We start from the raw sequence: 25,306 nt of genomic DNA, 5'->3' as shown, positions 1-25,306 counted from the left end.
ATTTATGAAAGAATTAGAAGAGAATACCAGCGTAAAAAAAAGTAAAGCTCCCTTATTGTTTTCATTAATCGTAATTCTTGTTCTTGTAGGCGGTTACTTTTTTATTCCTGGGATGAACGAGTTTTTTAATGAAGCCTGGCAGGTATTAACCAGCAACGACAACCAAAAAATAAAAGCCTGGGTTTCTAAGTTTGGGTGGTTAGGGCCATTGGTGCTTATTTTAGCCATGATTGCACAAATGTTTCTTTTAGTGATTCCGTCAGTAGCATTAATGATTGTCTCAATTCTGGCTTATGGCCCGGTGGTTGGCAGCTTAATAGTTTTTGTTGCAATATTTTGCGCTTCTTCAGTAGGATATTTTATAGGCCGTTATTTTGGTCCGGTAATCGTTCAAAAATTACTGGGACCGAAGACTGAAAATAAGATAAGTGATTTTTTAGAAGATTATGGTTTTTGGGCTGTGATTGTGACCAGGATCAATCCGTTTTTAAGTAATGATGCTATTAGTTTTGTAGGCGGAATTCTAAAAATTGGTTACTGGAAATTTATTGGCGCCACCTTATTGGGTATAGCACCACTTACAATTTTTATAGCCTTAATTGGGGATAGTACCCAACAACTAAAAAGCGGCTTATTATGGGGCTCTTTGGTTAGTTTAGCACTATTTATTTTATATGTCTACTGGGATAAAAAGAAGCGGTGAAAAATTACCGAACTTAGGAGCTTTTAATTTTATAGAATGTCCATAAGGTGAGCGATAGCTCATTCCCGGCGTATATTTTAAGAAATTAAAAAACTAAAAGTACAGCTTCTGGAAATTTAAAAGATGTATTTTTAACCTATGGAAAATCAAATTGAAGAGCAGGTTTTTAAAAGTAAAAATCTTTTAAATTATACTTTCGCTAACGGCTATGAATCCTGCCAATTTATAAACTGTAATTTCTCTACGGGAAATCTAAAAGGGGTTCTATTTACAGATTGTGAATTTGAAGAATGCGACCTGAGTAATATAAATCTTGACCATACCTCATTTCAAAATTGCAATTTTAAGGCCTGTAAAATGATGGGATTGCTTTTTAATAATTGTGAAACTTTCGCTTTCTCTATTTCTGTGAATGAGTGTATTTTAAACCACTCTTCCTTTTTTGGAATGAAACTGAATAAAACCGTTTTTAAAAATTCGAAACTACAGGAAGTAGATTTTTCTGGCGCCGATTTATCTCATTCAAAATTTCTAAATTCTGATCTCTCTGGTGCTGTTTTTCAAAATACAAATCTTACCAAAGCCGATTTCAGCAGCGCTCAAAATTATAATATAGATCCTGAAAATAATAAATTAAAAGGTGCTAAATTTCACCTTTCGCAGGTCAGTGGTTTATTGAATAAATATCAAATTAAAATTGAACACTAACGAATTACTAAGTTTATGAAACTTAGTTTTAAAAGAAGATAGTTATGAGTTTATTGAATAAATTAATAGGCAATGCAGCCAGTATTTCTAAAGAAGAATTAGATAAAAAATATGGCCGATTATTGACCGAAACCGAAGATATAGAACTCGGATTTTCTTTGTTGCGCGATATTTTTATGTTTACTAATAAACGGCTCATCTTAATAGATATTCAAGGACTTACCGGGAAAAAGCAGGAATATTTATCGCTTCCATACCGGCATATATCTAGATTTTCTCTTGAAACTGCCGGAACCTTTGATTTAGACGCCGAATTAAAAATCTGGATTTCCAGTGAAAATACTCCAAGCGTAAGCAAACGCTTTAATAAAAGCATAGATATTTATGCGGTACAGCGATATCTTGCTGAGAAGGTTATTTAGGAAATCCCAGCCAGATAAATTACAGGATATAGTTTAAAAGAGGATAAAAAGTGGATCCGTAGAATTCATAGAAAACCTAAGTTTAGGTAAAATGGTAAATCAAATTCTGTATAGAACCTTTTGGTGGAGTATTAAAGATTAACTAAAGTTTATTATAGATTACATCGCGGTGCATATATCTATTGATACTTTTATAATAATCAAACACAAGATATTATGATTACCATCTGGTATATTCTATTTTTTATTGTTCTTTTTATCCTTGTATTTTTTTGGCGAAAGAGACATGCTAATCGTGACTCCAAGACCGATAATACAAAAGCAAAAAAAGAAGATTTTAACCCGGAATTTTCATCCAAACCTGAAAACGATGAAGAAGAGGAAAACAACAATAAAAAATAAATTATTATCAAATCTTTACTCGATAATTGAGATTTAAATGTTCCGGAGCTTGCCTGGAAATCAAATTATATCTTCCAGGAATAGCTGCTTAGCCTGAGGTAGTCAGGAATCACCATATTTTTTAAATAGAAATTTCAGCGGTTTTTTTCAAACAACTCTAAACTTCATGTTGTTTGAATAATCAATAATCCTGGATAAGTTATAAATAACAAAACCTCCCGGCAATTTTCTTTATAAGGAAAAATTAATAGGAATAATTAAATTTCGGGTTTCCGTTTAACATTTGGCTTGGTTGAAATAATCACACAAGCTTAATTATTACTGGTTTTGAAGCCTGTTTCAATGCTTAACTACTGCCCTGGGATTATTAACAAAGGTTTTACCAGAAATTAGTATAAAATCTTCCTTCGCCTTCCTAATTTTATAAAGAAGCCTTGTTTAGCTACCCAATTCGAGGTTTTACAGCTTGTAAAATAAACTAGTGAAAGCTTATTACCAGTCTGGGATTTAACTCTAAAACTTTTAAAACTATGATTTCAAATACCATTTGGAATTCCTTTGAAACGGCTTATGAATTTCCGGTTCTGGAAGATAATCTTCAAGTAGATGTAAGTATAATTGGTGGTGGAATTACTGGTATTTCTACCGCTTATTTTCTTAAAAAGGCCGGTTTAAAAGTAGCGGTTCTTGATGCAGGAAAAATTGGAATGGGAACAACCGGGCATAGTACGGGAAACCTTTATCTAATAATAGCCGAGTTACTGTCTTCGCTGGATTCTAAATATAATAAAGAGACTACTAAAAAAGTGTTGAAAGCCAGGGCTTCAGCTTTGGAAATTATAGAAAATATTATTCAGGAAGAAGAGCTGGATTGCGATTTTACCCGGCAGTCAATGTTTCTTTTTTCTGATGATAATGCGCAAAAAATTGAAAAGGAAATTTCAGCATCTTTAAAACTGGGAGTTTTGCATGAAGCTGTCGCAGAAGATAATTTTTCCTTTGAGGCAACAAAAATCCTCAAATATCCCGGTCAGGCACAGTTTAATCCTTTTTTGTACGTTAATCAATTAGCAAACAGTATCAATTCAAAAGAGTGTCAAATCTTTCAGGATTCTAAAGTTGAGAAAATTGAAGAATTGGAAGATGGCAGTTATAATTTAAAAACTGCCAAGGCTAGTGTTTCAAGTAAGTATTTGGTACACGCTACGCATAGTTCTAAGGGCGTAGACCTTAAGTTTGATACGACCCTGGGTCCATACCGGGAATATGCCATTGCTGCAACTCTGACGGACGATAATTATCCGCAGGGAATTTTCTGGGAATATAAGGGCAAAGAAAAATACTCTTTTCGCTCTTATACACGGAATGGTAAATCTTACGTAATGGCGGTTGGGAAATCTTATAAAGTAGGGCAATCAGAAAATAATACTGAATTAATGGATTCCCTGGTAAAGTTTTTAAAGGAAAAATTTCCTGTGGAAGAAATCACACATTTTTGGGGTGGACAAAATTATAAGCCTGCAGACCTTTTACCATCTATTGGGAGAAAAAATATACATAAAAATGAATTTATAGCCACCGGATTTTCAACCGACGGTTTAATTTACGGCAGCCTTGCCGGAAAAATTATTACAGATTTAATTACCGATCAGGATAATGAATACGAGGATATTTTTAATCCGTTGCGGGTTAATCCTGGAAAATCCTCAAAGTCTTTTATCCAGGAAAACCTGAATGTTGCGAAAGAATTTTTTAAAGATCATATTCTGGGTAGTTCTACAGAAGAAGTTGAAAAACTAAATGCAGGAGAAGGTAGAGTAGTGGAAATTGAAGGTAAAAAATTTGGCATTTCCCGCGATGAAAATAACAAGTACGAAATAGTATCGGCCAGTTGCACCCATTTGGGATGCGTAATTCATTGGAATGATTTAGAAAAATCCTGGGATTGTCCTTGCCACGGTAGCAGGTTTACCCCATCGGGTGAAGTAATTGAGGGTCCTGCAATGGATGCCCTCCCCAGGATAAATAACAAGCAATAATAAAAAATTAGCCCTGAAGCTTTTAAAAATTAATAGAATGTAAATAATAACCCACAAAAACTTAAAATTATGAAAGCATTAGTTTGGCATGGAAGAAACGACGTTAGAATAGACAATGTCCCCGATCCTAAAATCAAGGAACCTACAGATGTAATCCTTAAAATAACTTCGACTGCAATTTGTGGTTCAGATCTTCATATTGTAGATGGAATAGTTCCCACCATGGAAAAGGGGGATATCTTAGGTCATGAATTTATGGGCGAAGTTGTAGAAGCCGGCCGGGAAGTGAAAAAATTTAAAGTAGGAGATAGGGTAGTGGTACCATTTACAATAGCCTGTGGAAATTGTGAATATTGCGATGATACTCTTTACAGTTTGTGTGATAATTCCAACCCAAATCCAGAAAAAGCAAAGGCAAATTTAGGACATTCTATTTCAGGAATTTTTGGATATTCCCATATGCTTGGCGGTTTTGATGGCGGGCAGGCCGAATACGTGAGAGTTCCTTATGCCGATGTAGGACCTATTAAAGTTCCGTCTACCTTAAGTGATGACCAGTCACTATTTCTATCTGATATTTTCCCTACAGGATATATGGCAGCCGAAAATGCCGATATAAAAAGAGGAGATACAGTAGCTATTTGGGGTTGCGGTCCTGTTGGGCAGTTTGCCATTCAAAGTGCGTTTATGCTGGGTGCCGAAAGGGTTATCGCTATAGATTCAGTTAAAGAAAGACTGGATATGGCAAAGCAGCATTCCAGGGTTGAGCTTATTAGAACAACCGACCGTGATGATGTGTATGAAAAACTCATGGAAATGACCAATGGAAAAGGCCCTGATTCCTGTATAGATGCAGTAGGCGCAGAGGCCCACGGGGACACTTTTATTGGAAAAGCTGTAGATAAAACTAAAGAAGTTCTTCAATTGCCTATGTCCAGACCATATGTGCTACAACAAATAATGATGAGTTGTAAAAAAGCAGGAACAGTTTCAATTCCCGGGGTATATATAGGGATGGTTAATGAGATTCCATTTGGTGCAGCAATGAATAAAGCCCTCACTTTTAAAATGGGACAAACCCATGTTCAGCGTTATCTTAAACCTCTACTGGATAAAATTGACGAAGGACTTATTGATCCTGGTTTTATAATTACCCACAGGATGAAGCTGGATGAGGCTCCTAAAGCTTACGACCTTTTTAAGAAGAAAGAAGATAATTGTGTAAAGGTTGTTCTTACACCTTAATTAATCATCTTTTTATCAGGTCTCTTTCGGAGCTATTTTGCGGCCGGAACGCCTGATTTTTTTATATTTATGGAGAACTTGAATCTATGGCTTTTAAAAATGTAATAAACTGGGGTATTGCAGTACTGGGTTTTTGTATAATTGCTTTTTTCTTATTTAGACTCGAACAAGCTTTTTCAGCAACAACAACGGCGAAAGCTGCGCAACAGGCGATTCAAAATTTTCAAATTAGTATATGGGTAGGATGGCTCTTAATCACGGGTCCCGCTATTTATGTTCGATGGAAATATGCTAATCATATACTTTTTATAATAGATTATCTTATTGCTATTACCGCTTTTATCATTTTAGGCGTGTATGTAAATCGAGGAGCAGAACTTGAATTGTGGGCACTTGGTAATTCCTTTAGAGGAAATGTCACTTTTATGTTACTTAGGAATATTTTACTTATTTGCGGAATGACTGCCTTTATACATGCAGCCATTTGGTGGTTTTCTAAAAGATGGCATCGCAGGTAATTGAAAATGAATCAAATAATCACAAAGAATTTTTATGAATTCTCTGTAATTATTTTTCATCATTTCAGCATATAAAATTTCGGGGTTTCCTCTCTTTAATAAAACTGAAATCCAGTTATTAAGAATTCTTTGCTACATTCTCTACGCGTTGTGTAGTATCTGCTTTGGTAAGGCTAAGCCGAACAATACTATTTTCCCTGGCTTTTAGGTCGTGTGGCACATTTCCTTCCAGTGCTATCAAATCTCCTTTTTTCAAAGCCTGTTTTTCTCCATTAACCCCAAAATCTATGGTTCCTTCAAATATTTCTACCACGATAGGGAAGGGAGTTTTATGTTCTTTAAGGCCCTGTCCCGTTTTAAAGGCCATTCTTATTTCTTTGCTTACTTCTGTCTCAAATAATACTTTTACCGCGGGTGATTTCTCGTTATATTCAAGATCTTCGGTTAGGGATGCTTTTTTCATTTTTAATACTTTTAAAATTATTTTATTCAATTTAAAATTTACTCAATAATCGAGATTTAATGCGCTGAGGTAGTTTACTCTTCTTTATGAAGTTTCAACTTCATCGTTTCCATAAATGAGTTCTAAAAAATCAGTTTTTGGCAGCGCACCAAAATAATCTTCTATTATTATTGGTTCCATTAATTTAGTGATTTCCTTCCTGTCATATCTTGCTCCCAGTAATAGAGCCTCCAGTTGCTGTACCGGTTCTTTTCCGAAGAAATCTCCATAGATCTTAAAATTAATTATTTCCCCTTTTTCTACGAAAATTCTAAGATCAATTTCGCCTACTGAAAAACGTTTACTACGCTGAATATTGAATTTAGGCGATTTGCCGAAGTTCCATTCCCAGGTTCCATACTTTTCATCTTTTAGTGCGTGTACCGCTTTCCATTCTTCCTCTGAGAGGTGATAGGTTTCAAAATCTTCATTTTCGTGATATAATCCCTTAAGAATTAAAGCTCTAAAATCTTCGATATTTATTTTTTCTGTAAGAAATTCACTGATATTTGCCACCCGGCTACGGCTGGATTTGTGACCCTTAGATTGAATTTTGGTCATTTTCACATTCAAGGCTTTTACCACCTCTTCCAAATCACAGTCCAGAAGTAAGGTGCCGTGGTGTAACATTCTTTTTCCCGTAGAAAACTGTGCATTTCCCGAAATTTTTTTGTCGTTTGCCAACACATCATTCCGTCCTTTTAATTCTGCTGGAACTCCCATTTTTTTCAGAATTTTTATCACCGGTTCGGTAAATTTCGCAAAGTTGTTTAAGCTTTTTACATCGTGCTTCGTGATAAAGCTAAAGTTTAGATTCCCAAAATCGTGATATACGGCGCCCCCGCCAGATACTCTTCTCACCACGTGAAGTCCCTTTTCTTCTACATAATCAAAATTAATTTCCTCAAGAGTGTTCTGGTTTCGGCCAATAATTATTGAAGGTTCATTTATATAAAAGAGCAAATAATCTTTTTCGGGATTAAAATTCCGCAGTGCATATTCCTCTAGTGCGAGATTTATTCTGGGATCGTTAATTCCTTCGTTGTCAATAAAAACCATTTTTCATTTTTTAATTGCCAAAAATGCTATCTTTAAATTAAAAACATTTTTGGTGCTTATTTCTAATTTCAATTTTTATCCAGGCTCATTGTGAGAATGCTGTAAGACTACAAAGTAACAGTTATAATTAAGGATGTATAATGATTGAAATCATATTTAAAACCTAAAGTTACTCGATAATTAAGAGATGAAATATATAGATAATATTATTTGAGAGCTTCCCGCCATTAATTGATATAGAACTATAAGAAAATTGTATACTATTAAATTTCCAGTAATAAAGAGTCTTTTGATGAGGTTAAAATAGTTTTCAGACTCCTGTAGTGAACGATTCAGTAAAAATTAATTATCTTACCAACTTTTGGAAACAAAAAGAAGTATTAACGAGAATTATTTACTATTTTATATTTAAAAATTGATTATGGGCAGACCTTCCACAAAAGCGAAAGATTTGAGAGATGGCTATTATATTGAAGTCAGGAATAAGAACCAACGAAGCGGGATTAAAATTCGAAGAGATACCAAAGAGCAGTTACTTCTCGCTATTGAAGAGTATAAAGAAAGCAAAGAAGTGATTGTTTTAGGAAAATCTGAGAATGGAAAAATGAAAGAGATTCCAGATCTTAAAGTTGATTAATAGCTTTCCGTACGTGATAGAAAAGTATTGATGGGTGTAATATCTATTCAAGAATTTAATCCTGCCGAATAGATTTCACTTTCAATCATTTTTGTCATTTAAAATCAAAAAACCCCGTAATCTTAGGATTTCGGGGTTTTTGATTGTTATTAAAAAAAATGGAATGCAAGGTCTCAAGAGAAAATTCGTCATCTTTAATTCTCTCCTACTTTTTGTATTATTATCCTGTGTACTTTTAAAACCTTCCTCTAAATACTCTAAAAAAGCTCCTTGTTTTTGCGGTAATAGATGCTTTTAAAGGTAAATTTTAATAAATATATTTAGTTTTAAGGTTAATAAATTAATGATTTTTATTACTTTGCGTTAAAGTTGTACAATAATTTTATAGATTTTGGTGGTTTTAAATGACGATGAATGAATTAAACTGCAAATAGTAAATTTATAATTTCAACTTTTTTTCTGCTAAAACTATAGAAATAACCAATCAATAAAAGGTTTTTCTTAGTATATAAAAATTATACCTCCCTACTGTATATTGGCGTCCTGGCACTTAATAGTTCCCTGCTATTAAACCCTAAACCCATCATCATGATTAAGTTTTTGGTGAATTATCACCAATACTGTGATTTGGATGATGAGTGATGTCACGATAAATAAATTTGTTAGCATCTCAGGCTTAAAATATTACTAGTGCTCTTGAATATTTTATTCCTGGTATAAGGATATAAAACTTTCAAATTCTATTAACCACTTAAAACCAATTTATTATGTCAGATTCAGATCACCATGGAATGCACAGTTTTGAAGGTAAAAATGTGCTTTGTTCGCATCATTCTTTTGAAAAAGAAAGTTTTGGCCGTTTTGGCAGAATGTTCAGAGATTTGCCCCCGCTTTATAATACACCATCAGCACTCTCTGGGCTGGGAAAGATCAAGGGGCCGATGGATGGCGGCAATACTCCTAAATTTACTGATTCAGTTCCTTTAGGGATGGTTTTCTTTGGGCAGTTTATTGACCATGATATTACCTTCGATACCACAACCAGTTTTAGTAGCATTAATAATCCTAATGAAATTGAAAATTCGCGTTCTGCTAATTTGGACCTGGATAGTGTATTTGGGGGAGGTCCAGAAGATGATCCTTTTCTTTACCAACGCAGAGAAGAAGGTTTTTACCTCTTAACCGCATTGAGTAACAATAATATGGATCAAAATAAGGCTACTGAAAAGCATGATCTGCAACGGAATGGAAAGGGAACTGCTGTAATAGGAGATCCCAGAAACGATGAAAACAGGGTGATTTCTCAAATGCAGTTAGCTTTAGTTAGATTTTATAATGCCAATTATAAAATGCTTAAAGACGCTAATTCAGGTTATAGTCCCGAGCATTTGTATGAAGAGGCCAGAAAAATAACAACATGGCATTATCAATGGGTTGTAGTAAATGAATTTCTTCCAATTATGTGTGGAAAATATTTAGTTGCCGATATTTTAGGTAATGGCCGTAAATTTTATGAACCCCTCTATAGTGCATTTATACCAGTAGAATTTTCTGTAGCTGCTTTCAGGTTCGGGCATACCATGATTGCCCAGGATTTAAAACTGCAGCTAGATGGAGTTACTAAAAGTATTTTTTCAACAGAATTTGGAAAAGGTTTTACAAGAATTACAAGTAGCGATCAGGCTATTGAGTGGGACGCTTTTTTCGATTTTGGTACTGATTTCCAAAAGGCAGAAAAACTTGATACCACATTAGCCCCTATTTTATTAGAATTACCTTTTGTGACATCCGGCAAAGCAGATGATAAGTCTTTAGCCACAAGAAATTTTAGGAGAGGACAAAGTTTTCTGTTACCCTCTGGCGAAAATGTAGCGAGATATATGCATAGAGAGGAAGACGAAATAGAGCAGGTGGTAGATTTTGTTCACAATAAAATAAGCACTCATGATATTGATTTGTCTGCTGGCATACCGCTATGGTATTATATTTTGGCAGAAGCCGAAGTAGTAGGCAGGCAGGATTCTGGTAGTCAGTTTTCTTCTGGAGAAGGTCTTGGCCCTGTAGGCGGGAGAATAGTTGCCGAGGTACTTATAGGGCTTTTAGAATTAGATAGAGATTCATTTTTGGGTAACAACCGTGATTGGGTACCTACCCATGGCAAAGAAGGTGTTTTTACAATGAAAGATTTAATGGAAAAAGCAGATGAAGCTTACGATCTTTAGAATTAATTTCTATAGAAAATGAGGCTGAAAAACTATATTAAAAGACACTATCTCGCAAAGGGTGTAAATTTTAAAAAACAGGGGTTGGACTTTTTATAGTCTGCCCCTTTTTTTATTTAAGTAGTTAAAGATCTTCTGTATTCTTTTTTTGTAAAGTCAGTTAAAAAGATTTTTAACTCCATTTTTCAATTTCAGTCATTAAATCTTCTATCTCCCTGTTAATCCTCTATTCCGGGAACCATTTATAGATTGGTCAATCCTTTGGTTAAATTGCTCTAAAGTCATTGGCTGAAAATTCTTATTTAATTTAGTTCCTTTTTTCAAATCTCAGAATTGCTTCTTCACTTTTACGTTTTAAAAACTCGTGTATAAATTTTCTTTTTCTAGCTTCTACATCCATATTTTTCATAATTTAATAAAAAATACAAATTCTAATTTTTAAATATTTTGTTTAAGATTGTTGCGAACGTGCATTTTACTTTTGCGAGTGCATTTTTCACGGCTATAGCATTTTTATTGCTTTCATAATTGTATTTCTATCCAGGATTCACCGAAATAAACTTAGAGAAGAAAATACAAGAATGGTTGATTCAAATCCTAACCTGACTTCCCAATCTCCCCATCAGTTGCTTTACATTTAGAATAGTGTTTTTGCTATAATTCCTCCTGTGTTACTCCTAACCGGTTTCTTTCGATTTTACACCAGATCCCCAGTCCTTTTGTAATTCGCTCTGGTAAATACTCATTATAATAAATATTATTACTACAAAGAGACATTCAATTTAGACTCTTTCATTAATTCAATAAAACTTGAAAACTAAATTAGTGTAAAAGTTTTCTTTGTTATATATTTGCCTCGAATTTTAAAAGTTGGTTTAACCAGAACAAAAAATAATGAAGAAACTAATTGTATGTTTTTTATTGGGTATAAATTTCTTAAGTGCACAAGAAAGTGACTTGCTTACCCTTAAAGATGCCATTAACTATGCCCTGGAAAATAAAGCAGAAGCAGAAAAAGCCAGGCTTGAAATCAAAAGGGGAGATGCACAAATAGCCGAAGTAAGATCTGCTGCACTACCACAGCTTTCCATAAGTGGAAATACTAATTTTAATCCTTTACTACAGGAAAATGTTTTACCGGGAGAAATCTTTGGAATGCCTGGAGAAAATGTACGGGTAGCCTTTGGGCAAAAATGGACTTCCAACGTGAATGCGCAGTTTAGCCAGGTGCTTTTCAATCAATCGGTGTTTACCGGTTTGAAAGCCGCAAAATCTACCAGGGAATTTTACATAATCAATGCTCAGCTTACGGAGGAAGAGATTATTGAAAAAGTAGCTACCTCTTATTACCAGGTTTATGAAACCCAACAAATGCTGGAGAACCTGAATAAAAATTTAGAGATCACACGGGAGACCGTTACTATAATAGAGGGGCTTTACGATAATGGTCTTGCAAAAAAAATAGATTATGACCGCAGTAGGGTTGCCCTCAATAACCTTAGTGCTAACAGACAACAATTGATAAATGCGCTTCAGCTTAGTGAAAATGCTTTGAAGTTTATGATTGGAATGCCCGGCGATGTTCCTGTGGTATTACCAGAAGAATCATTTAGCCCCTTATTTCTTCCAGAAACAGTACAGGAAGGAATGCAGGAACGTACCGAAATAACATTGTTGAATAAACAGGTCGAACTCCTTAATTATCAGAAGGCGGCCACGAATGCCGAATATTACCCTACTGCTTCACTTACCGCTAACTACGGGTATTTAGGTCAGGGACCCGAAGTGCCATTATGGAATGGAGAGGATAAAGGAGTGTTCTGGTCAGATTTTTCAGCAATTGGAATCAATATACAAATTCCGGTATTTAATGGTTTTGCTACCAGGGCACGGGTAAAACAAAATCAAATAGATATAGAACAGGCTCAGCTTGATATCAAAGATACAAAGCTAGCTATGGAACTTGCTTACGATAATGCCATGTCTCAACTTGAAAATAGTTGGATTACCATAGAGAATCAACAAGAAAATGCACAACTCGCAGAGGAAGTCCTTACCGATACGCAGAATAATTACGAGAATGGTTTGGCGACACTAACAGATCTTTTAGATGCTGAAAGAGCATTGGCCGATGCCAGGAACAATCTTACCAATGCACAGTTGGACTATAGACTGGCTGAGATAGAAGTATTGAAATCACAGGGAAAATTAAGAACACTAAATAACAATTAATAAAAATGAAAAAAAAGACCATCATAACCATAGTAGTATTGGTAGGAATTGCTGCAGCTTTCTTCTTTATACTGGAAAATAATAAAAAGAAGAACCAGGAAGAGGTAAACATCGTAGCCGAAAAAAATAACAATGTAGTTGTTAGAACAATTGAGGTAGGAAAAGAAGATATCGAAGGAGCGTTTAATGTTAACGGTACCTTTTTAGCTAAGACTACCTCCCAGATTTCCGCTGAATTAAATGGTCAGGTTGCGGCCATTTATGTACAGGAAGGAGAATCAGTAGTCTCAGGGCAGGTACTTGCTCGACTTGTTGGCGATAAAATAAATGTCAATGTAAATAATGCAAAAGCCGCTTTAGACAATGCAGTGGCTACACTTAACAGGTATAAAGCAGCTTACGAAACCGGTGGAGTTACCGCTGTTCAATTAGACCAGGCAAAATTGCAGGTTGATAATGCCCGGGCCCAGTTTGAATCTGCATCCTTAAACTCCGGAGACACCCAAATTAAAGCGAAAGGCAGCGGAATTGTTAACAAGAAATTCGTGGAAGAAGGAGCTATTGTTGCACCTGGCACCCCAATTTTGGAAGTAGTCGATATCTCTACTTTAAAGCTTAAAGTAGAAGTAGATGAAGCCCTGGTGAGCCAGCTTAAAATTGGCGATTCTGTGAAAGTAAATCCCAGCGTAAAAAATAATTCAATTCCTGGGAAAATAACGTTTATAGCACCAGCATCTAATGGTGCTCTTAAATTTCCTGTGGAAATTACTATAGAAAACCAAAATTATGATTTAAAAGCCGGAATGTATGGTACGGCCACTTTTAATGCTTCCGGAGTAGATAATGTACTCACAATACCACGTGAAGCCTTTGTAGGGAGTGTAAGCGATAATCAGGTATTTGTGGTAAATGATAATGTTGCTTCCTTAACAAAAATACAAGCTGGAGTAAATTACGGTGATAAAGTAGAAGTGACTAAAGGTTTAAAAGAAGGTGATCAGGTAGTGACCAGCGGACAAATTAACCTTAGTGATAATACGCCCGTAAAAATCCTGAAATAATCTGAAAAAAAGATAAAATGAAATTAGCAGAAGTATCTATTAAAAGGCCCAGTGTAGTAATTGTAATGCTTATCGTATTAATTTTCGGTGGTCTTTTCAGCTATACCCAACTCAACTACGAGTTGATCCCTTCCTTTGAAGTAAAGGTGGTCACCGTAGCTACCCCTTATCCGGGTGCCTCTCCGGCCGAGGTAGAGAATACTGTTTCCCGGGAAATAGAGGATGCAGTTTCCTCCCTGGAGAGCATCAAGAAAATTGAAACAAAATCTTTTGAAAGTCTTTCTTTGGTAACCATCCAATTTAATAATGAGGCCGATGTAGATTTTGCCTTAAATGAAGCGCAACGAAAAATAAACGCAATCCGTTCAGATTTACCTGAAGATATTGAAGAGCCATCCCTTTCTCAGTTCTCACTTTCAGATATGCCTATTCTAAGCATGGGTATAACCGGAGATCTTACAGAAAATGAGCTTTACGACCTGGTAGATCAAAAAATTCAACCTGAATTTTCAAGACTTACGGGAGTAGCACAGGTAAATGTTATTGGTGGACAGGAAAGAGAGATTAGAGTTAATCTGGACCCAAACCGTCTGGAAGGCTACGGACTTACAATTCCGCAGGTACAACAGATGATTACTGCTTCCAACCTTGATTTTCCAACTGGAAGTTTGAAAACGAGAGAAAACAGTACCCTTATACGTCTTGCCGGAAAAATAAATTCTGTAGAAGAATTAAGAAATCTGGTAATTGCTTCTCAAAATGGTCAGGATATTAGGTTGACTGATGTAGCAGAAGTACAGGATACACAAAAAGAGGTAGAAAAATTAGCAAGGGTAGACCGGCAAAGTACCTTATTACTCCAGGTACAGAAGCAAACCGATGCAAATGCAGTGACGGTAAGTGAATTGGTTCAGGAAAAAATTATAGAAATAGAACAACAATATACCGAGCAGGGAGTAAATATAAGCCTTGCTAACGATTCTTCTGTTTTTACCCTTGCCGCTGCGAATTCTGTGATCAAGGATCTTTTGATAGCCGTGGCCCTGGTTGCTTTTGTTATGCTATTCTTTTTACACAGTTACCGTAATGCGCTTATAGTGATGGTGGCCATTCCTACCTCGCTTATCGCAACTTTCATTGGGATGTATGCGCTTGGATATAGTCTTAATCTTATGAGCTTACTTGCACTTTCGTTAGTGGTAGGAATCCTGGTAGATGATGCGATTGTGGTAATTGAAAACATTCACCGGCATATGGAAATGGGTAAAAACAAGGTTCGAGCCGCTTACGATGGGGCTAAAGAAATTGGGTTTACCGTAACAGCCATTACCCTGGTAATCGTAGTAGTGTTCCTACCTATAGCAATGAGTTCTGGTTTGGTATCAGATATTATACGTCAATTTGCCGCAACCGTTATTATATCAACCATGTTGTCATTACTGGTTTCTTTTACTGTAGTGCCATGGTTATTCTCTAGGTATGGTAAATTGGAACACATTAGTCAGAAATCTCTTTTTGGTAGAGTCATCCATAAATTTGAGGCAGGCTTAACCTGGTTCACCCATGAAGTGACAAGGATTCTAAACTGGTGCCTTGACCATAAAATAAGCACATTTGTAATTGCCGCAGCTCTTTTTGTGAGTTCTATAGCTCTTGTGGGAATGGGATATATAGGATCTGATTTCTTCCCGGGCACCGATAAAGGTGAATTCCTGGTACAACTGGAAATTGACAAAGATGCCTCTATTGAAGAAATGAATTTTGCGACTCAAAGAGCTGAAGAATACCTGGATAATATTCCTGAAGTAGCAAGTATGATCACTACCGTTGGGCAATCCAGTGATGGCGGAATGGGAGCGGTACAGGCCATAAACTATAAATCTGAGATCAATGTTACCCTTGTAGATAAATCTGAAAGGGAGGACAAGACCAGTATTTTTGCAGCGAAACTGAAAAGAAAATTAGAGAATGAACTTGTTGGTGTGAAAATTAAAACAGTACCTGTAGGCCTTATGGGAGCTGAACAAGCACCACTTCAAATGATTATTACGGCTGGGTCTATGGAAGAGGCGCTAGCCTATGCAAAACAAGCTGAAGCAGAACTAAAAACTGTTGAAGGTGCCACCGAGATCGATTTGAGTGTGGAAGAAGGAAATCCCGAGATCGCCATAACTGTAGACAGGGATAGAATGGCCTCGCTGGGTCTTAATGTAGGAGTAGTGGGGCAATCTTTACGAACAGCCTTTAGTGGTGATACCGATAATAAATTCCGAACCGGAAGCAATGAATATGATATCAATATTATACTAGATGAGGCCTACCGGAACAGTATTGAAGATGTAAGAAATATAACCTATACCAATAATGCAGGTCAGCAGGTGAAGCTTTCCCAGTTTGCCGATATTCAATATGGTTCTGGACCTTCGGTATTGGAACGTTTTGACAGATCTCCATCGGTAACTGTAATGGCCCAGAATGTAGGTAAAACTACAGGCGCAGTAGCCCAGGAATGGGAAGAGAAACTGGCAAATATCGAAAAGCCTAAAGGGGTTAACTGGACCTGGGGAGGAAATATGGAAAACCAAAGCGAAGGTTTTGGAACCCTGGGAATCGCACTTCTTGCCGCAATTATATTGGTATATTTAATTATGGTGGTCCTTTACGATGATTTTGTTAAGCCGTTTATTGTTCTGTTCTCAATTCCACTTTCCTTTATCGGAGCTTTGTGGGCATTAGGACTTACCAATCAAAGTTTAAACATTTTTACCATTTTGGGTATTATTATGCTGATTGGACTAGTGGCAAAAAACGCGATCCTGCTGGTAGATTTTGCCAACCATAGAATGGCCCACGGGGAACCGGTGAGAAAAGCACTTATTCAGGCAAACCATGCACGGTTAAGGCCTATTTTAATGACTACCATAGCCATGGTATTTGGTATGTTACCAATTGCCCTGGCCTCGGGTGCTGCTGCTGAAATGAACAATGGATTAGCCATTGTAATTATTGGAGGTTTGCTATCCTCTTTATTTTTAACCCTGGTAATTGTACCAGTAGTCTACTTGATTGTAGTTGGGTTGGAAGAACGCTTCTCTAAACACAAGAATGTGAAATATGAAGAGTTAATAGTAGCTGAGTACGATCACGTTGATCCTAAACACGAATATGAATTTTAATTGGTTGGTTGATAAGGACTGCCCACTTGTTGGGCGGTTCTTATTTTTTAATTACTAAATTTTTAGAGGGAGTCCAAACCTTGATTTTCAGAATAATTAAAAGGCGATTATGTAAAGAACACTAATCTTTAGCTTTTTAGTGCTGCTATGCCGAAAGTCTTATTTCATTAAACGAAATCAATTCTCGTATCATCTATTTTTCTAAAGAAACCACAACTTTCAGAAAAATATAAAACAGTCTCTTTTGGTATTAACATATTAAAAGGTAGGGAAGCTCGGCTTGAAGTATTTAGTGTCAAGCCTTGAAAAATAAAGCAAAGGTTCTAAAACTGAAAATATTTAAAATACTTAATTAATGTTGTAATTTGTAACCCCTGAATAGAATGTGATGATTGAAGAAAACAAATTTATAGAAAAAGTAGCCAGGTTATTCGAAGAAAATGGGGCCAAATCCCTCACTATGGACGATATAGCCAAAGAATTTGGGATATCTAAAAGGACGCTTTATAAGGATTATAAAAATAAGGAAGAACTTTTAGGGGAAGTCCTTACATATAGGTTAGGAAGGGTTTTAGAGAGAATGAAAAATTTGGAAAATAAAATTGACAACCCTATAGATAGAATGCTTTCCAGAGATAAGGAAATAAAGAATGCATCTTCTTCGAATAGGACTATAATGTTAAGGCAACTTACAAAATATTACCCTCAGATATTCAGTAGACATATGAAGGATTTTTCTGAAAAATTCTCTTTAATTTTATTGGAAAATATTAAAAAGGGAAGAGAGCAGGGCTATTACCGTAAAGATTTCGATGCTCAATTCTATTCAAAGTTATTTTTTCAACTTGCGATGTCTTATAATACCCCATACCTGGATACAAGTAATATCTCCCATTATGAGTATCAGACAGAAGGTTTGCGTTTTTATTTATACGCCATTACTACACAAAAAGGCAGGGAATATTTAGAAGCATTAAAAGAAAACAATCGTGATTAATTGAGCGTTCAGAAGTCTTTAGATAATATTTAGAATTATTCTTGAGGCATTTTTCTATTTATCCACTTTAGGAGATATTTCTATTATTCTCACAAATTAAGCGAATATGAAAAATCCTTATTCAGTTATAGGTTCTTGCTTGCTGTCCCTGAAATTCTTCCAAATAAAGCTTCTGTTGTTAGCTTCTAAAAAAATGCTAACTTTAGAAAATGCGCTGTGTAAAGAATTAAGAACCAGGAACAGGCGAAACTTATTCGTTATTTTACGCTGCAGTAGGACCTGTTTCTATTGAAACTAAAATTATTTTATCTCAAACAATATTTCCGGCAAAATCCGGACTATCCACTGGAAGGTCACCATACTTAACTTGGCTGCCCTTACTTTGCGTTTGTGTACTTAGCTGCTCCCCAAAACTCCAAAATGTAGAAGCTCCCATTGAAGAAGCTGAATCATTTTCCTATACCGGGACTGAAGCCATTAGGGAAGAATGGTGGACTTCATTTGATGATCCTGTTCTAAATAAACTTATTGATAGCGCCCTCACAGAAAACCTGAACCTTGCCGCCACCTGGGAGCAATTTATGGCAGCACAGGCGAACCTGAGGGGCGAAAAATCCTTTTTATGGCCAGATATTGAACTTGCTGTCCGAAATGCCATAAGCCGTCCGGAACCTGATTTTGCCGGAGGTGAAAATTTTCAGGCAGGTCTTGCGGCCGGTTATGAGCTCGACTTGTGGGGAAGGATACGTGCTGGCATTGAGGCGGAAGAATTTAGGGCAGAGGCTTCCTTTTATGATTATCAGGCTGCAGCTATGACTCTTTCTGCAGAAATAAGTGCCGCCTGGTTTCAGTTGCTCACGCTGAAAAAGCAACTGGAGTTAACAGATCAACAAATCGAAACCAACGAAAATATAATAAGGCTTATCCGGGCAAGATTTACAAGCGGACAAATACGGGCTGTAGATATCCTACGCCAGGAACAATTACTCGAAAGCACCCGGGATCAAAAGATTTTTTTCGAAACGGAACTGGAATTAGTGAAAAACCGACTGGCCGTGCTTTTGGGGCGTCCACCTCAAAATCTTTTTATCACACCAAAAAAGGACCTTCCAGAATTGCCTCCTCTTCCCGAAACCGGGCTTCCACTGGAACTTATTAGGCGTCGCCCTGATATTAAACTGGCTTACAATCTTGTTTTGGCTTCCGACAGGGATATGGCAATGGCCATTAGGAGTAAATATCCACGTCTTTCTTTAGACCTAAGTGCCCAATCAAGATCCAATAATTATAACAACCTCTTCCAGGACTGGGCATATACCCTCGCCGGGAATCTTGTAGCACCCCTATTGTATGGTGGCCGACTTAGAGCAGAAGTTGACCGTACCGAAGCTCTAAAAAATCAACAACTTTACCTGTATGGGCAAACGGTGCTGGATGCTTTTAGGGAAGTGGAAGATGCTTTAATACAGGAACAAAAACAAAAAGAAAGAATTCAGGTATTGGAGCGTCGGCTGGATCTTGCACAAAAAACAAACAAACAATTAAGAATAGAATTCCTTAACGGACTTAGTGAATATTTAGACGTTTTACTTTCCCTGGATCAGGAACAGCAGTTACAAAGGGATATTCTGGAAGCGCGACAAACACTCCTGGAGCATAGGATTACCTTGTACCGTACCCTTGCCGGTGGGTTTGAAACAGAACGTACAAATTCCGCCGAATTTTAAATAAAGAGAAAGGCACTTATGAGCACAAAAAAAATATTGATCATCTGCCTCGGCATTCTGCTCCTTGCAGCGATTGTTACTTATTTTATTTTTTCCACTGAGCCTACGGCAAGTTCTGAAGGTGCCACAAAACAAACAGCAATGTTGGTAGATGTAGTGCAGGCAGATGCGGGTGATTTCCGTCCTGTCATTGAGGCTACCGGAATGGTACAGCCTGTAGAGGATGTTATTCTGAGTCCGCAGGTAAGCGGGCAGATTATAAGCAGATCTCCGGAATTTATTCCGGGAGGATTTGTTCAAAAAGGGGCGGCACTGCTGCAGATCGATCCATCAGATTTCCGGAATACCCTTGAGCTGCGAAGAAGTGATCTCCTGCAGGCTCAAACCAATCTCAACATGGAAATGGGGCGGCAGGAAGTGGCAGAACAGGACCTGGAACTTGCGGGGATAGATTCCCTTTCTGCAAATCAACGCTCCCTGGTTCTTCGAAAACCGCAACTTGACGCGATAAGAGCACAGGTAAAAGCTGCGGAAGCTTCAGTAGCACAAGCCGAACTGGAACTATCACGAACCACAATAAAAGCTCCTTTCGATGCCCATATTTTAAGTCAGAATGTAACCGTGGGATCACAGGTCTCGCCCGGAGACGAGCTGGGACGCTTAGTAGGTAGTGAACAATACTGGATTACCCTTACAGTTCCGGTAAATAAACTTCAATGGTTGTCTTTTCCAAAATCAGAGGAGGAGACCGGATCTACCGTAGAGATCAGAAATTCTGGCTGGCCTAAAGGTGTTTTCCGGGTAGGATATCTGGATCAACAGGTAGGCGCACTCGATGAACAAACCCGTCTGGCCCGCGTTCTCGTAAGAGTTAATGATCCATTAGCCAGAGAAGATACTACAGATACCAAGAGAGAACTTATGATAGGCGGATTTGTAGAAGCACAGGTACAGGCCAGAGAGGTAGAAAATGTGGTGCGCTTAAACAGGGATTATCTCCGTACTAACCAAACGGTATGGGTAAATGAAGATGGGGAATTATCCATCAGGGAAGTCGAGATCATTCTTACAGATTCAGAATATGCATACATCAGTCAGGGTCTTAGTGAGGGAGAAGAAGTGGTTACTACCAATCTGAGTGTGGTTTCTGAAGGAGTGAAACTTAGGAAGGCAGAGCCAGAAACAACTTCCGGAAACAATAATGAGCAGGAACCAAATATAGAGGAATAGCAGCAATGGGGAAGCCGGAGGATAAAAAAGTACGGAAGGAAGGAGCTATAGCGTTTATGGCCAGAAATTCCATTGCTGCAAACCTGTTAATGATCATCTTAATAGGCGGTGGAATCTGGACGATGTTCAATATTCAGAAGGAAGTATTTCCTCAGTTCCAGCTGGATTATGTAGAAGTGAATGTGGTTTATCCAGGTGCTGCTCCGGCTGAAGTGGAACAGGGAATTTTACTGCCGGTAGAGGAAGCTATCCGCGGTATTCAGGGGATTAAAGAGATTACTTCCACCGCTAATGAGGGCTCGGGCAATATCCTTATTGAACTTGTCGCCGGTACAGACAGAATGCAGGCTTTTCAGGATATAGATCAGGGGGTACGGCGTATCCAGACTTTCCCCGATGATATTGAGCGCCCACAGGTAAATCTCCAATCCCGGCAACGGGATGTTATGGAAATTGCTATATATGGAGAAACTGATATTTGGACCCTTCGAATTCTTGCTGAACGACTTCGTAACCAACTTCTTGGCGATCCACAGATTACACAGGTAGAGATAGGAAATGTACCCGATTATGTTACCCATATTGAGATCCCGCGTCATAACCTTAGACAGTATAATCTCACTTTGGGACAGGTAGCCAATATTGTTGCTCAGTCCAGTGAAGATGTACCGGCGGGTGCAGTAGAAACCCATTCCGGAGAAATTTTACTCCGTATGCAGGAGCGCAAACAGTGGGCGGAAGAATTCGGAAACATTACAATTGTTACTTCCGGTTCAGGAGCAAGGGTAACTCTTCAGGATATAGCTAGTATCACCGACGGATTTGAAGAAACCGGATTTCACGGCCAGTTCAATCAAAGCCCTTCCGTAGATCTTAGTATCTACCGAATTGGGGATCAATCTCCGCTGGATATTGAAGAAACTGTCCTAGAGATCATGGAAGATTTTCAATTACCCCCGGGAGTGGAATTCCGTATAGACAGTAATAGTGCCGAAGATTATCGGGAAAGGCTTTCCCTGCTTACCGAAAACGGTCTTCTTGCCATCGTAATTGTATTGGTGATCCTGGCGCTGTTCCTGGAGTATAGGCTGGCTTTTTGGGTGATGATGGGAATGGCCATTTCATTTATTGGTGGTATTATTTTTCTGCCCCTCTTTGGACTTAGCATTAACATGATCTCTATGTTCGGATTCCTGGTTGTTTTGGGTATCGTTGTGGATGATGCCATCGTAGTAGGAGAAAATATTCATGAATACAGGCAAAAAGGATTAAGTGCGATCGATGCTGCCATTGCGGGAACCAGAGATGTTTCCAAGCCCGTGATCTTTAGTATCCTCACCACGATTATTGCTTTTATACCACTACTTTTTATGCCCGGGGAAACAGGGAAATTCTGGTGGCCTCTCCCGGCAGTTGTAATTGTTATCCTGGCCGTTTCTCTTTTGGAAGCACTATTTATACTGCCTTCCCATCTTGGCCATCTTAAAGAGAAAAAAACGAAAGGATGGACTGCGCGGCTCGAAAAAATGCAGAAATCTTTTGCCGAAGGCTACAACCGCATTATTGATAAGTATTACCGCCCCTTGCTGGACCTGTGTCTTAAATACCGCTATATTACCTTGAGCGCAGCTATAGCACTCCTTCTTATCGTAGGTGGCTATGGTTATAGCGATCATATGGGAATGATCATGATGCCCGAAGTGGCGGCCGATGAGATTGAAGCCGGGGTAAGATTGCCTGTAAGTACCACCCCTGAACAGGCTGCCCGGGTTGCAAAAGAAATAACTGAATCTACCCGCAGAATGTTTGAAGAACACAATCTTTACGCAGTTGCAGAAGGCGTGAAGACCAACGTACGCGGACAAAATTTTATTGATGTTGAAATTGTAATGCTCCCACCAAATGAGCGGGATATGTCTGCAAGAGAGCTCATAGCATTGTGGCGGGATAATATAGGAGATATTGAAGGCGTAGACCAGATCACTTTTGAAGCAGAACGAGGCCCGGGTGGTTATCAACAAGATATAAGTGTAGATCTAAGTCATGCCGATATTGACGTGCTGGAACAGGCAAGCACTAAGTTTCTTGAAGAGATGGAAGCTTTTGAAAATACCCGTGACCTAAATGATAATTATGACAAGGGGAAATTGCAATACGATTTTAAACTTTTGCCTGAAGGTCGAAACCTGGGACTTACCTCAAACGAGGTAGGCCGGCAGGTGCGGGACGCTTTTTTTGGAGCTCTTGCCATGCGTCAGCTAAGAAGCACCAACGAAATTGAAGTACGGGTAAAACTGCCGCTGGAAGAAAGACGGGATATGAATAATCTGGAGAATTTCCTTGTTCGTACTCCCGCCGGAGTAGAAGTTCCGCTTTTGGATGTGGTTGAGGTAGAGCAGCGGGAAGCTTTCACCAGTATAAATAGGCGTGACGGGCGCAGAGTGGTGAATGTGGGAATGGACGTAGAGCCTTCTAATGCAGTTAACCAGGTGCTGGCCTCTGTACAAAATGAAGTTTTGCCTCAGCTTAGGGCAGATTTTCCAGGCCTTACCTGGAGTTTTGAAGGAAGCCAGGCGGATATGCGGGAATCTACCAACTCCCTCTGGAGCGGTTTTTCTATGGCGATGCTCATTATTTATGCACTTTTAGCTATTGCTTTTAGCAGTTACACGCAACCCCTTATTGTACTTTCTGCAATCCCGTTTGGGATCGTGGGAGCCGTAATAGGACATATTTTACTTGGTTACGATCTTTCAGTAGTAAGTTTAATGGGGGTTATTGCCCTTTCGGGTGTGGTGGTGAATGACTCTTTGATTATGATAGATTTTGCCAATAAAAAAAGGGAAAACTCCTCTGTTTATGAGGCCATTCATGAAGCCGGCCTCCGTCGTTTCCGGCCAATTATGCTTACCACGCTCACCACTTTTGGAGGCCTCACACCTATTATTCTGGAAACTTCCAGCCAGGCAGAATATCTTATTCCTATGGCTATTTCATTGGGCTTTGGGATCGTTTTTGCAACCTCAATTATCCTTGTAATTGTTCCCTGTCTTTACCTTGTTTTGGAAGATGTTAGTTTGCTAATTAAAGAAGGCCGTACTGTAAATCGAAAAACAGAAGCACCGGAAGCATAGAGAACTAAATGATAGGGCTTATCTTCTCTATATTCATACCTCTGAACACTCTTTTCAAATTGAAGACCCTTCCAAAAACTGACAGCCGAATTTCTTTGATTTTTCGATAGTCTGAAAAATCTTCATCTGGTAGTTGTGTAAGCTTCCCATAAAAACGAACTGTTTAAAGTAAAATATATTACTTTTATGGAACTTGCCTGTAAATTAAATTCTAATGTTAGAACTGGGAAAAGTTTATTTACCTACTTGGCTTTCATATGATCCGGAAACAAATATGATTTCACTGGATTTGCCTGAAATTCATTCTCCAGATTATTTTAAAAACGTTCCTTATTCTTTACAATTGGCTTTTAGTGGAAGTAGGGTTACAATTATGTACTATGGTGAGGATGACACTTACCTCTCACAGGTTCTTCACTTTGAAGATTGGGATATTGCAGGGGGAGATTTAGAATCAGAAAGTTTCGGAAAAATTCAGGAAAGAGCCTTGAGGGCCTTGGGTAAATATATTCCCGACCTTAATAAGGAGGTATACGATCTTTTTAACGAAGAGTAGATTCAATTAAATGGTGAAAGCTTTTGACTCAGAATTAGAAAAAATGACACCCTATTTTTCTTCTTAGAGTTGTTACTTTCTGAGAAATCTTAATATTTCATAAATAATTGTTATACAGGTATTTGATCTGCTCCAGTGTGCAATTTTTAGGAGAAAAATTGGTCGCTGGATTGCACACTGATATTTTGATATTCCTGAAAACGAAAAACCCCGTAAATCCTAGGATTACGGGGTTTTTGATTGAGTTTGGTACTCAAAAAGTGGAGTCGGAGGGGTTCGAACCCTCGTCCAAACAAGCAATTAAATTGCCTTCTACACGTTTAGTTTTCACTTAAATTGTCGGGAAAAAGTCTGGCTGAAAACGACCTAACTTCTTCCGTATCCTCAATTAGATTTCAAAACTGCATCAAGGTCCTACAGTTCCTATATTTACTTTATCGGTGCCCCTAATGCGAATGCCGTAAATCAAGGCCTTCGCGGGACATCTTGGCTCCCTACCTTGTAGGGACTAAGCAATCCTACTGTGATTCGGATTATGCAGCCAAGGCGTAGTTATCTTCGCCGTTTAAAAAAGTGTGAAATATGAGATTTACGAGCTATATCCCAGCGCTCGACGTGCTTACAACTCAATTAGACTCGCTGTCAAAACCAAGTCGACCCCATATGTAAAGAACATAATCATTTAAAACTTAAGCATAACTAAACTTAAGGCTTGCAAAGATACAATTTTAAATTC

General features: G+C 37.9%; 19 protein-coding genes and 1 other RNA gene. 17 read left to right on the top strand and 3 right to left on the bottom strand.

All coding sequences use genetic code 11. The features are described from left to right. Nucleotides 1-4: 4 nt before the first annotated feature. The 7 genes from B5488_RS07650 (at nt 5) to B5488_RS07620 (ending at nt 6,037) form a co-directional block, all read left to right on the top strand. Complete coding sequence (locus B5488_RS07650; protein WP_079734728.1) at nt 5-703, top strand: TVP38/TMEM64 family protein; 699 nt, start codon at nt 5-7, stop codon at nt 701-703. A gap of 138 nt (nt 704-841) precedes the next feature. Continuing rightward, nucleotides 842-1,411, top strand: coding sequence for a pentapeptide repeat-containing protein (locus B5488_RS07645; protein ID WP_079734727.1), 570 nt, complete (start codon nt 842-844; stop codon nt 1,409-1,411). Between the two features lie 44 nt (nt 1,412-1,455). Then, a complete protein-coding gene (locus B5488_RS07640; RefSeq protein ID WP_079734726.1) occupies nt 1,456-1,833 on the top strand; it encodes a PH domain-containing protein in 378 nt (125 codons plus the stop codon). A gap of 216 nt (nt 1,834-2,049) precedes the next feature. Then, nucleotides 2,050-2,235: a hypothetical protein gene (locus tag B5488_RS07635; RefSeq protein WP_079734725.1), complete on the top strand. Its 186-nt coding sequence runs from the start codon at nt 2,050-2,052 to the stop codon at nt 2,233-2,235. A 530-nt stretch (nt 2,236-2,765) separates the two neighbouring features. Next, nucleotides 2,766-4,274: an FAD-dependent oxidoreductase gene (locus B5488_RS07630; protein WP_079734724.1), complete on the top strand. Its 1,509-nt coding sequence runs from the start codon at nt 2,766-2,768 to the stop codon at nt 4,272-4,274. Nucleotides 4,275-4,343: 69 nt separating this feature from the next. Further along, nucleotides 4,344-5,519, top strand: a complete 1,176-nt coding sequence (locus B5488_RS07625; RefSeq protein ID WP_079734723.1) for a zinc-dependent alcohol dehydrogenase — start codon at nt 4,344-4,346, stop codon at nt 5,517-5,519. A gap of 86 nt (nt 5,520-5,605) precedes the next feature. Further along, the gene (locus tag B5488_RS07620; RefSeq protein WP_079734722.1) at nt 5,606-6,037 is read left to right on the top strand and encodes a hypothetical protein; all 432 of its coding nucleotides are present in this window, start codon (nt 5,606-5,608) and stop codon (nt 6,035-6,037) included. Nucleotides 6,038-6,155: 118 nt separating this feature from the next. On the opposite strand, the gene B5488_RS07615 is transcribed toward B5488_RS07620, so the two are convergent. Beyond that, entirely contained in the window at nt 6,156-6,500 is a 345-nt protein-coding gene (locus tag B5488_RS07615; protein WP_079734721.1) for a cupin domain-containing protein, read from the bottom strand. 84 nt (nt 6,501-6,584) lie between these two features. Then, nucleotides 6,585-7,598 carry a lipoate--protein ligase gene (locus B5488_RS07610; RefSeq protein WP_079734720.1) on the bottom strand — a complete coding sequence of 338 codons (1,014 nt, stop codon included), beginning with the start codon at nt 7,596-7,598 and terminating at the stop codon, nt 6,585-6,587. Between the two features lie 421 nt (nt 7,599-8,019). On the opposite strand from B5488_RS07610, the gene B5488_RS07605 reads away from it, so the two are divergent. The 10 genes from B5488_RS07605 (at nt 8,020) to B5488_RS07560 (ending at nt 24,570) form a co-directional block, all read left to right on the top strand. Then, the gene (locus B5488_RS07605; RefSeq protein WP_079734719.1) at nt 8,020-8,235 is read left to right on the top strand and encodes a hypothetical protein; all 216 of its coding nucleotides are present in this window, start codon (nt 8,020-8,022) and stop codon (nt 8,233-8,235) included. A gap of 767 nt (nt 8,236-9,002) precedes the next feature. Then, complete coding sequence (locus B5488_RS07600) at nt 9,003-10,457, top strand: peroxidase family protein (protein WP_079734718.1); 1,455 nt, start codon at nt 9,003-9,005, stop codon at nt 10,455-10,457. Nucleotides 10,458-11,351: 894 nt separating this feature from the next. Then, a complete protein-coding gene (locus tag B5488_RS07595) occupies nt 11,352-12,689 on the top strand; it encodes a TolC family protein (RefSeq protein WP_079734717.1) in 1,338 nt (445 codons plus the stop codon). A gap of 5 nt (nt 12,690-12,694) precedes the next feature. Then, a complete protein-coding gene (locus tag B5488_RS07590; RefSeq protein WP_079734716.1) occupies nt 12,695-13,750 on the top strand; it encodes an efflux RND transporter periplasmic adaptor subunit in 1,056 nt (351 codons plus the stop codon). Nucleotides 13,751-13,767: 17 nt separating this feature from the next. After that, nucleotides 13,768-16,926 (top strand): efflux RND transporter permease subunit, encoded by a 3,159-nt coding sequence (locus tag B5488_RS07585; RefSeq protein ID WP_079734715.1) that lies wholly within the window; start codon nt 13,768-13,770, stop codon nt 16,924-16,926. A gap of 388 nt (nt 16,927-17,314) precedes the next feature. After that, on the top strand, nt 17,315-17,923 hold the full coding sequence (locus B5488_RS07580; RefSeq protein ID WP_079734714.1) for a TetR/AcrR family transcriptional regulator: 609 nt from the start codon (nt 17,315-17,317) through the stop codon (nt 17,921-17,923). A gap of 317 nt (nt 17,924-18,240) precedes the next feature. Further along, the gene (locus B5488_RS07575) at nt 18,241-19,650 is read left to right on the top strand and encodes a TolC family protein (protein WP_079734713.1); all 1,410 of its coding nucleotides are present in this window, start codon (nt 18,241-18,243) and stop codon (nt 19,648-19,650) included. Nucleotides 19,651-19,668: 18 nt separating this feature from the next. Next, nucleotides 19,669-20,880: an efflux RND transporter periplasmic adaptor subunit gene (locus B5488_RS07570; protein ID WP_079734712.1), complete on the top strand. Its 1,212-nt coding sequence runs from the start codon at nt 19,669-19,671 to the stop codon at nt 20,878-20,880. 5 nt (nt 20,881-20,885) lie between these two features. Next, on the top strand, nt 20,886-24,014 hold the full coding sequence (locus B5488_RS07565) for an efflux RND transporter permease subunit (RefSeq protein WP_079734711.1): 3,129 nt from the start codon (nt 20,886-20,888) through the stop codon (nt 24,012-24,014). Nucleotides 24,015-24,228: 214 nt separating this feature from the next. Further along, nucleotides 24,229-24,570 (top strand): hypothetical protein, encoded by a 342-nt coding sequence (locus tag B5488_RS07560; RefSeq protein WP_079734710.1) that lies wholly within the window; start codon nt 24,229-24,231, stop codon nt 24,568-24,570. A gap of 258 nt (nt 24,571-24,828) precedes the next feature. On the opposite strand, the gene ssrA is transcribed toward B5488_RS07560, so the two are convergent. Continuing rightward, nucleotides 24,829-25,231, bottom strand: a transfer-messenger RNA (tmRNA) gene (ssrA, locus tag B5488_RS07555). Nucleotides 25,232-25,306 lie beyond the last annotated feature (75 nt).

It is taken from the genome of Salegentibacter salegens (assembly GCF_900142975.1).
In the GTDB taxonomy this organism is placed as follows: domain Bacteria; phylum Bacteroidota; class Bacteroidia; order Flavobacteriales; family Flavobacteriaceae; genus Salegentibacter; species Salegentibacter salegens.
This window is presented reverse-complemented; position numbering and strand designations above follow the sequence as displayed.

Excerpts from the sequence above, each read along its gene's own strand:
- B5488_RS07650 (WP_079734728.1), top strand. The coding sequence starts at position 5 with ATGAAAGAATTAGAAGAGAATACCAGCGTAAAAAAAAGTAAAGCTCCC.
- B5488_RS07560 (WP_079734710.1), top strand. The coding sequence starts at position 24,229 with ATGTTAGAACTGGGAAAAGTTTATTTACCTACTTGGCTTTCATATGAT.
- B5488_RS07570 (WP_079734712.1), top strand. The coding sequence starts at position 19,669 with ATGAGCACAAAAAAAATATTGATCATCTGCCTCGGCATTCTGCTCCTT.
- B5488_RS07580 (WP_079734714.1), top strand. The coding sequence starts at position 17,315 with ATGATTGAAGAAAACAAATTTATAGAAAAAGTAGCCAGGTTATTCGAA.
- B5488_RS07595 (WP_079734717.1), top strand. The coding sequence starts at position 11,352 with ATGAAGAAACTAATTGTATGTTTTTTATTGGGTATAAATTTCTTAAGT.
- B5488_RS07620 (WP_079734722.1), top strand. The coding sequence starts at position 5,606 with ATGGCTTTTAAAAATGTAATAAACTGGGGTATTGCAGTACTGGGTTTT.
- B5488_RS07625 (WP_079734723.1), top strand. The coding sequence starts at position 4,344 with ATGAAAGCATTAGTTTGGCATGGAAGAAACGACGTTAGAATAGACAAT.
- B5488_RS07615 (WP_079734721.1), bottom strand. The coding sequence starts at position 6,500 with ATGAAAAAAGCATCCCTAACCGAAGATCTTGAATATAACGAGAAATCA.
- B5488_RS07635 (WP_079734725.1), top strand. The coding sequence starts at position 2,050 with ATGATTACCATCTGGTATATTCTATTTTTTATTGTTCTTTTTATCCTT.
- B5488_RS07645 (WP_079734727.1), top strand. The coding sequence starts at position 842 with ATGGAAAATCAAATTGAAGAGCAGGTTTTTAAAAGTAAAAATCTTTTA.
- B5488_RS07630 (WP_079734724.1), top strand. The coding sequence starts at position 2,766 with ATGATTTCAAATACCATTTGGAATTCCTTTGAAACGGCTTATGAATTT.
- B5488_RS07605 (WP_079734719.1), top strand. The coding sequence starts at position 8,020 with ATGGGCAGACCTTCCACAAAAGCGAAAGATTTGAGAGATGGCTATTAT.
- B5488_RS07585 (WP_079734715.1), top strand. The coding sequence starts at position 13,768 with ATGAAATTAGCAGAAGTATCTATTAAAAGGCCCAGTGTAGTAATTGTA.
- B5488_RS07590 (WP_079734716.1), top strand. The coding sequence starts at position 12,695 with ATGAAAAAAAAGACCATCATAACCATAGTAGTATTGGTAGGAATTGCT.
- B5488_RS07610 (WP_079734720.1), bottom strand. The coding sequence starts at position 7,598 with ATGGTTTTTATTGACAACGAAGGAATTAACGATCCCAGAATAAATCTC.
- B5488_RS07600 (WP_079734718.1), top strand. The coding sequence starts at position 9,003 with ATGTCAGATTCAGATCACCATGGAATGCACAGTTTTGAAGGTAAAAAT.
- B5488_RS07565 (WP_079734711.1), top strand. The coding sequence starts at position 20,886 with ATGGGGAAGCCGGAGGATAAAAAAGTACGGAAGGAAGGAGCTATAGCG.
- B5488_RS07640 (WP_079734726.1), top strand. The coding sequence starts at position 1,456 with ATGAGTTTATTGAATAAATTAATAGGCAATGCAGCCAGTATTTCTAAA.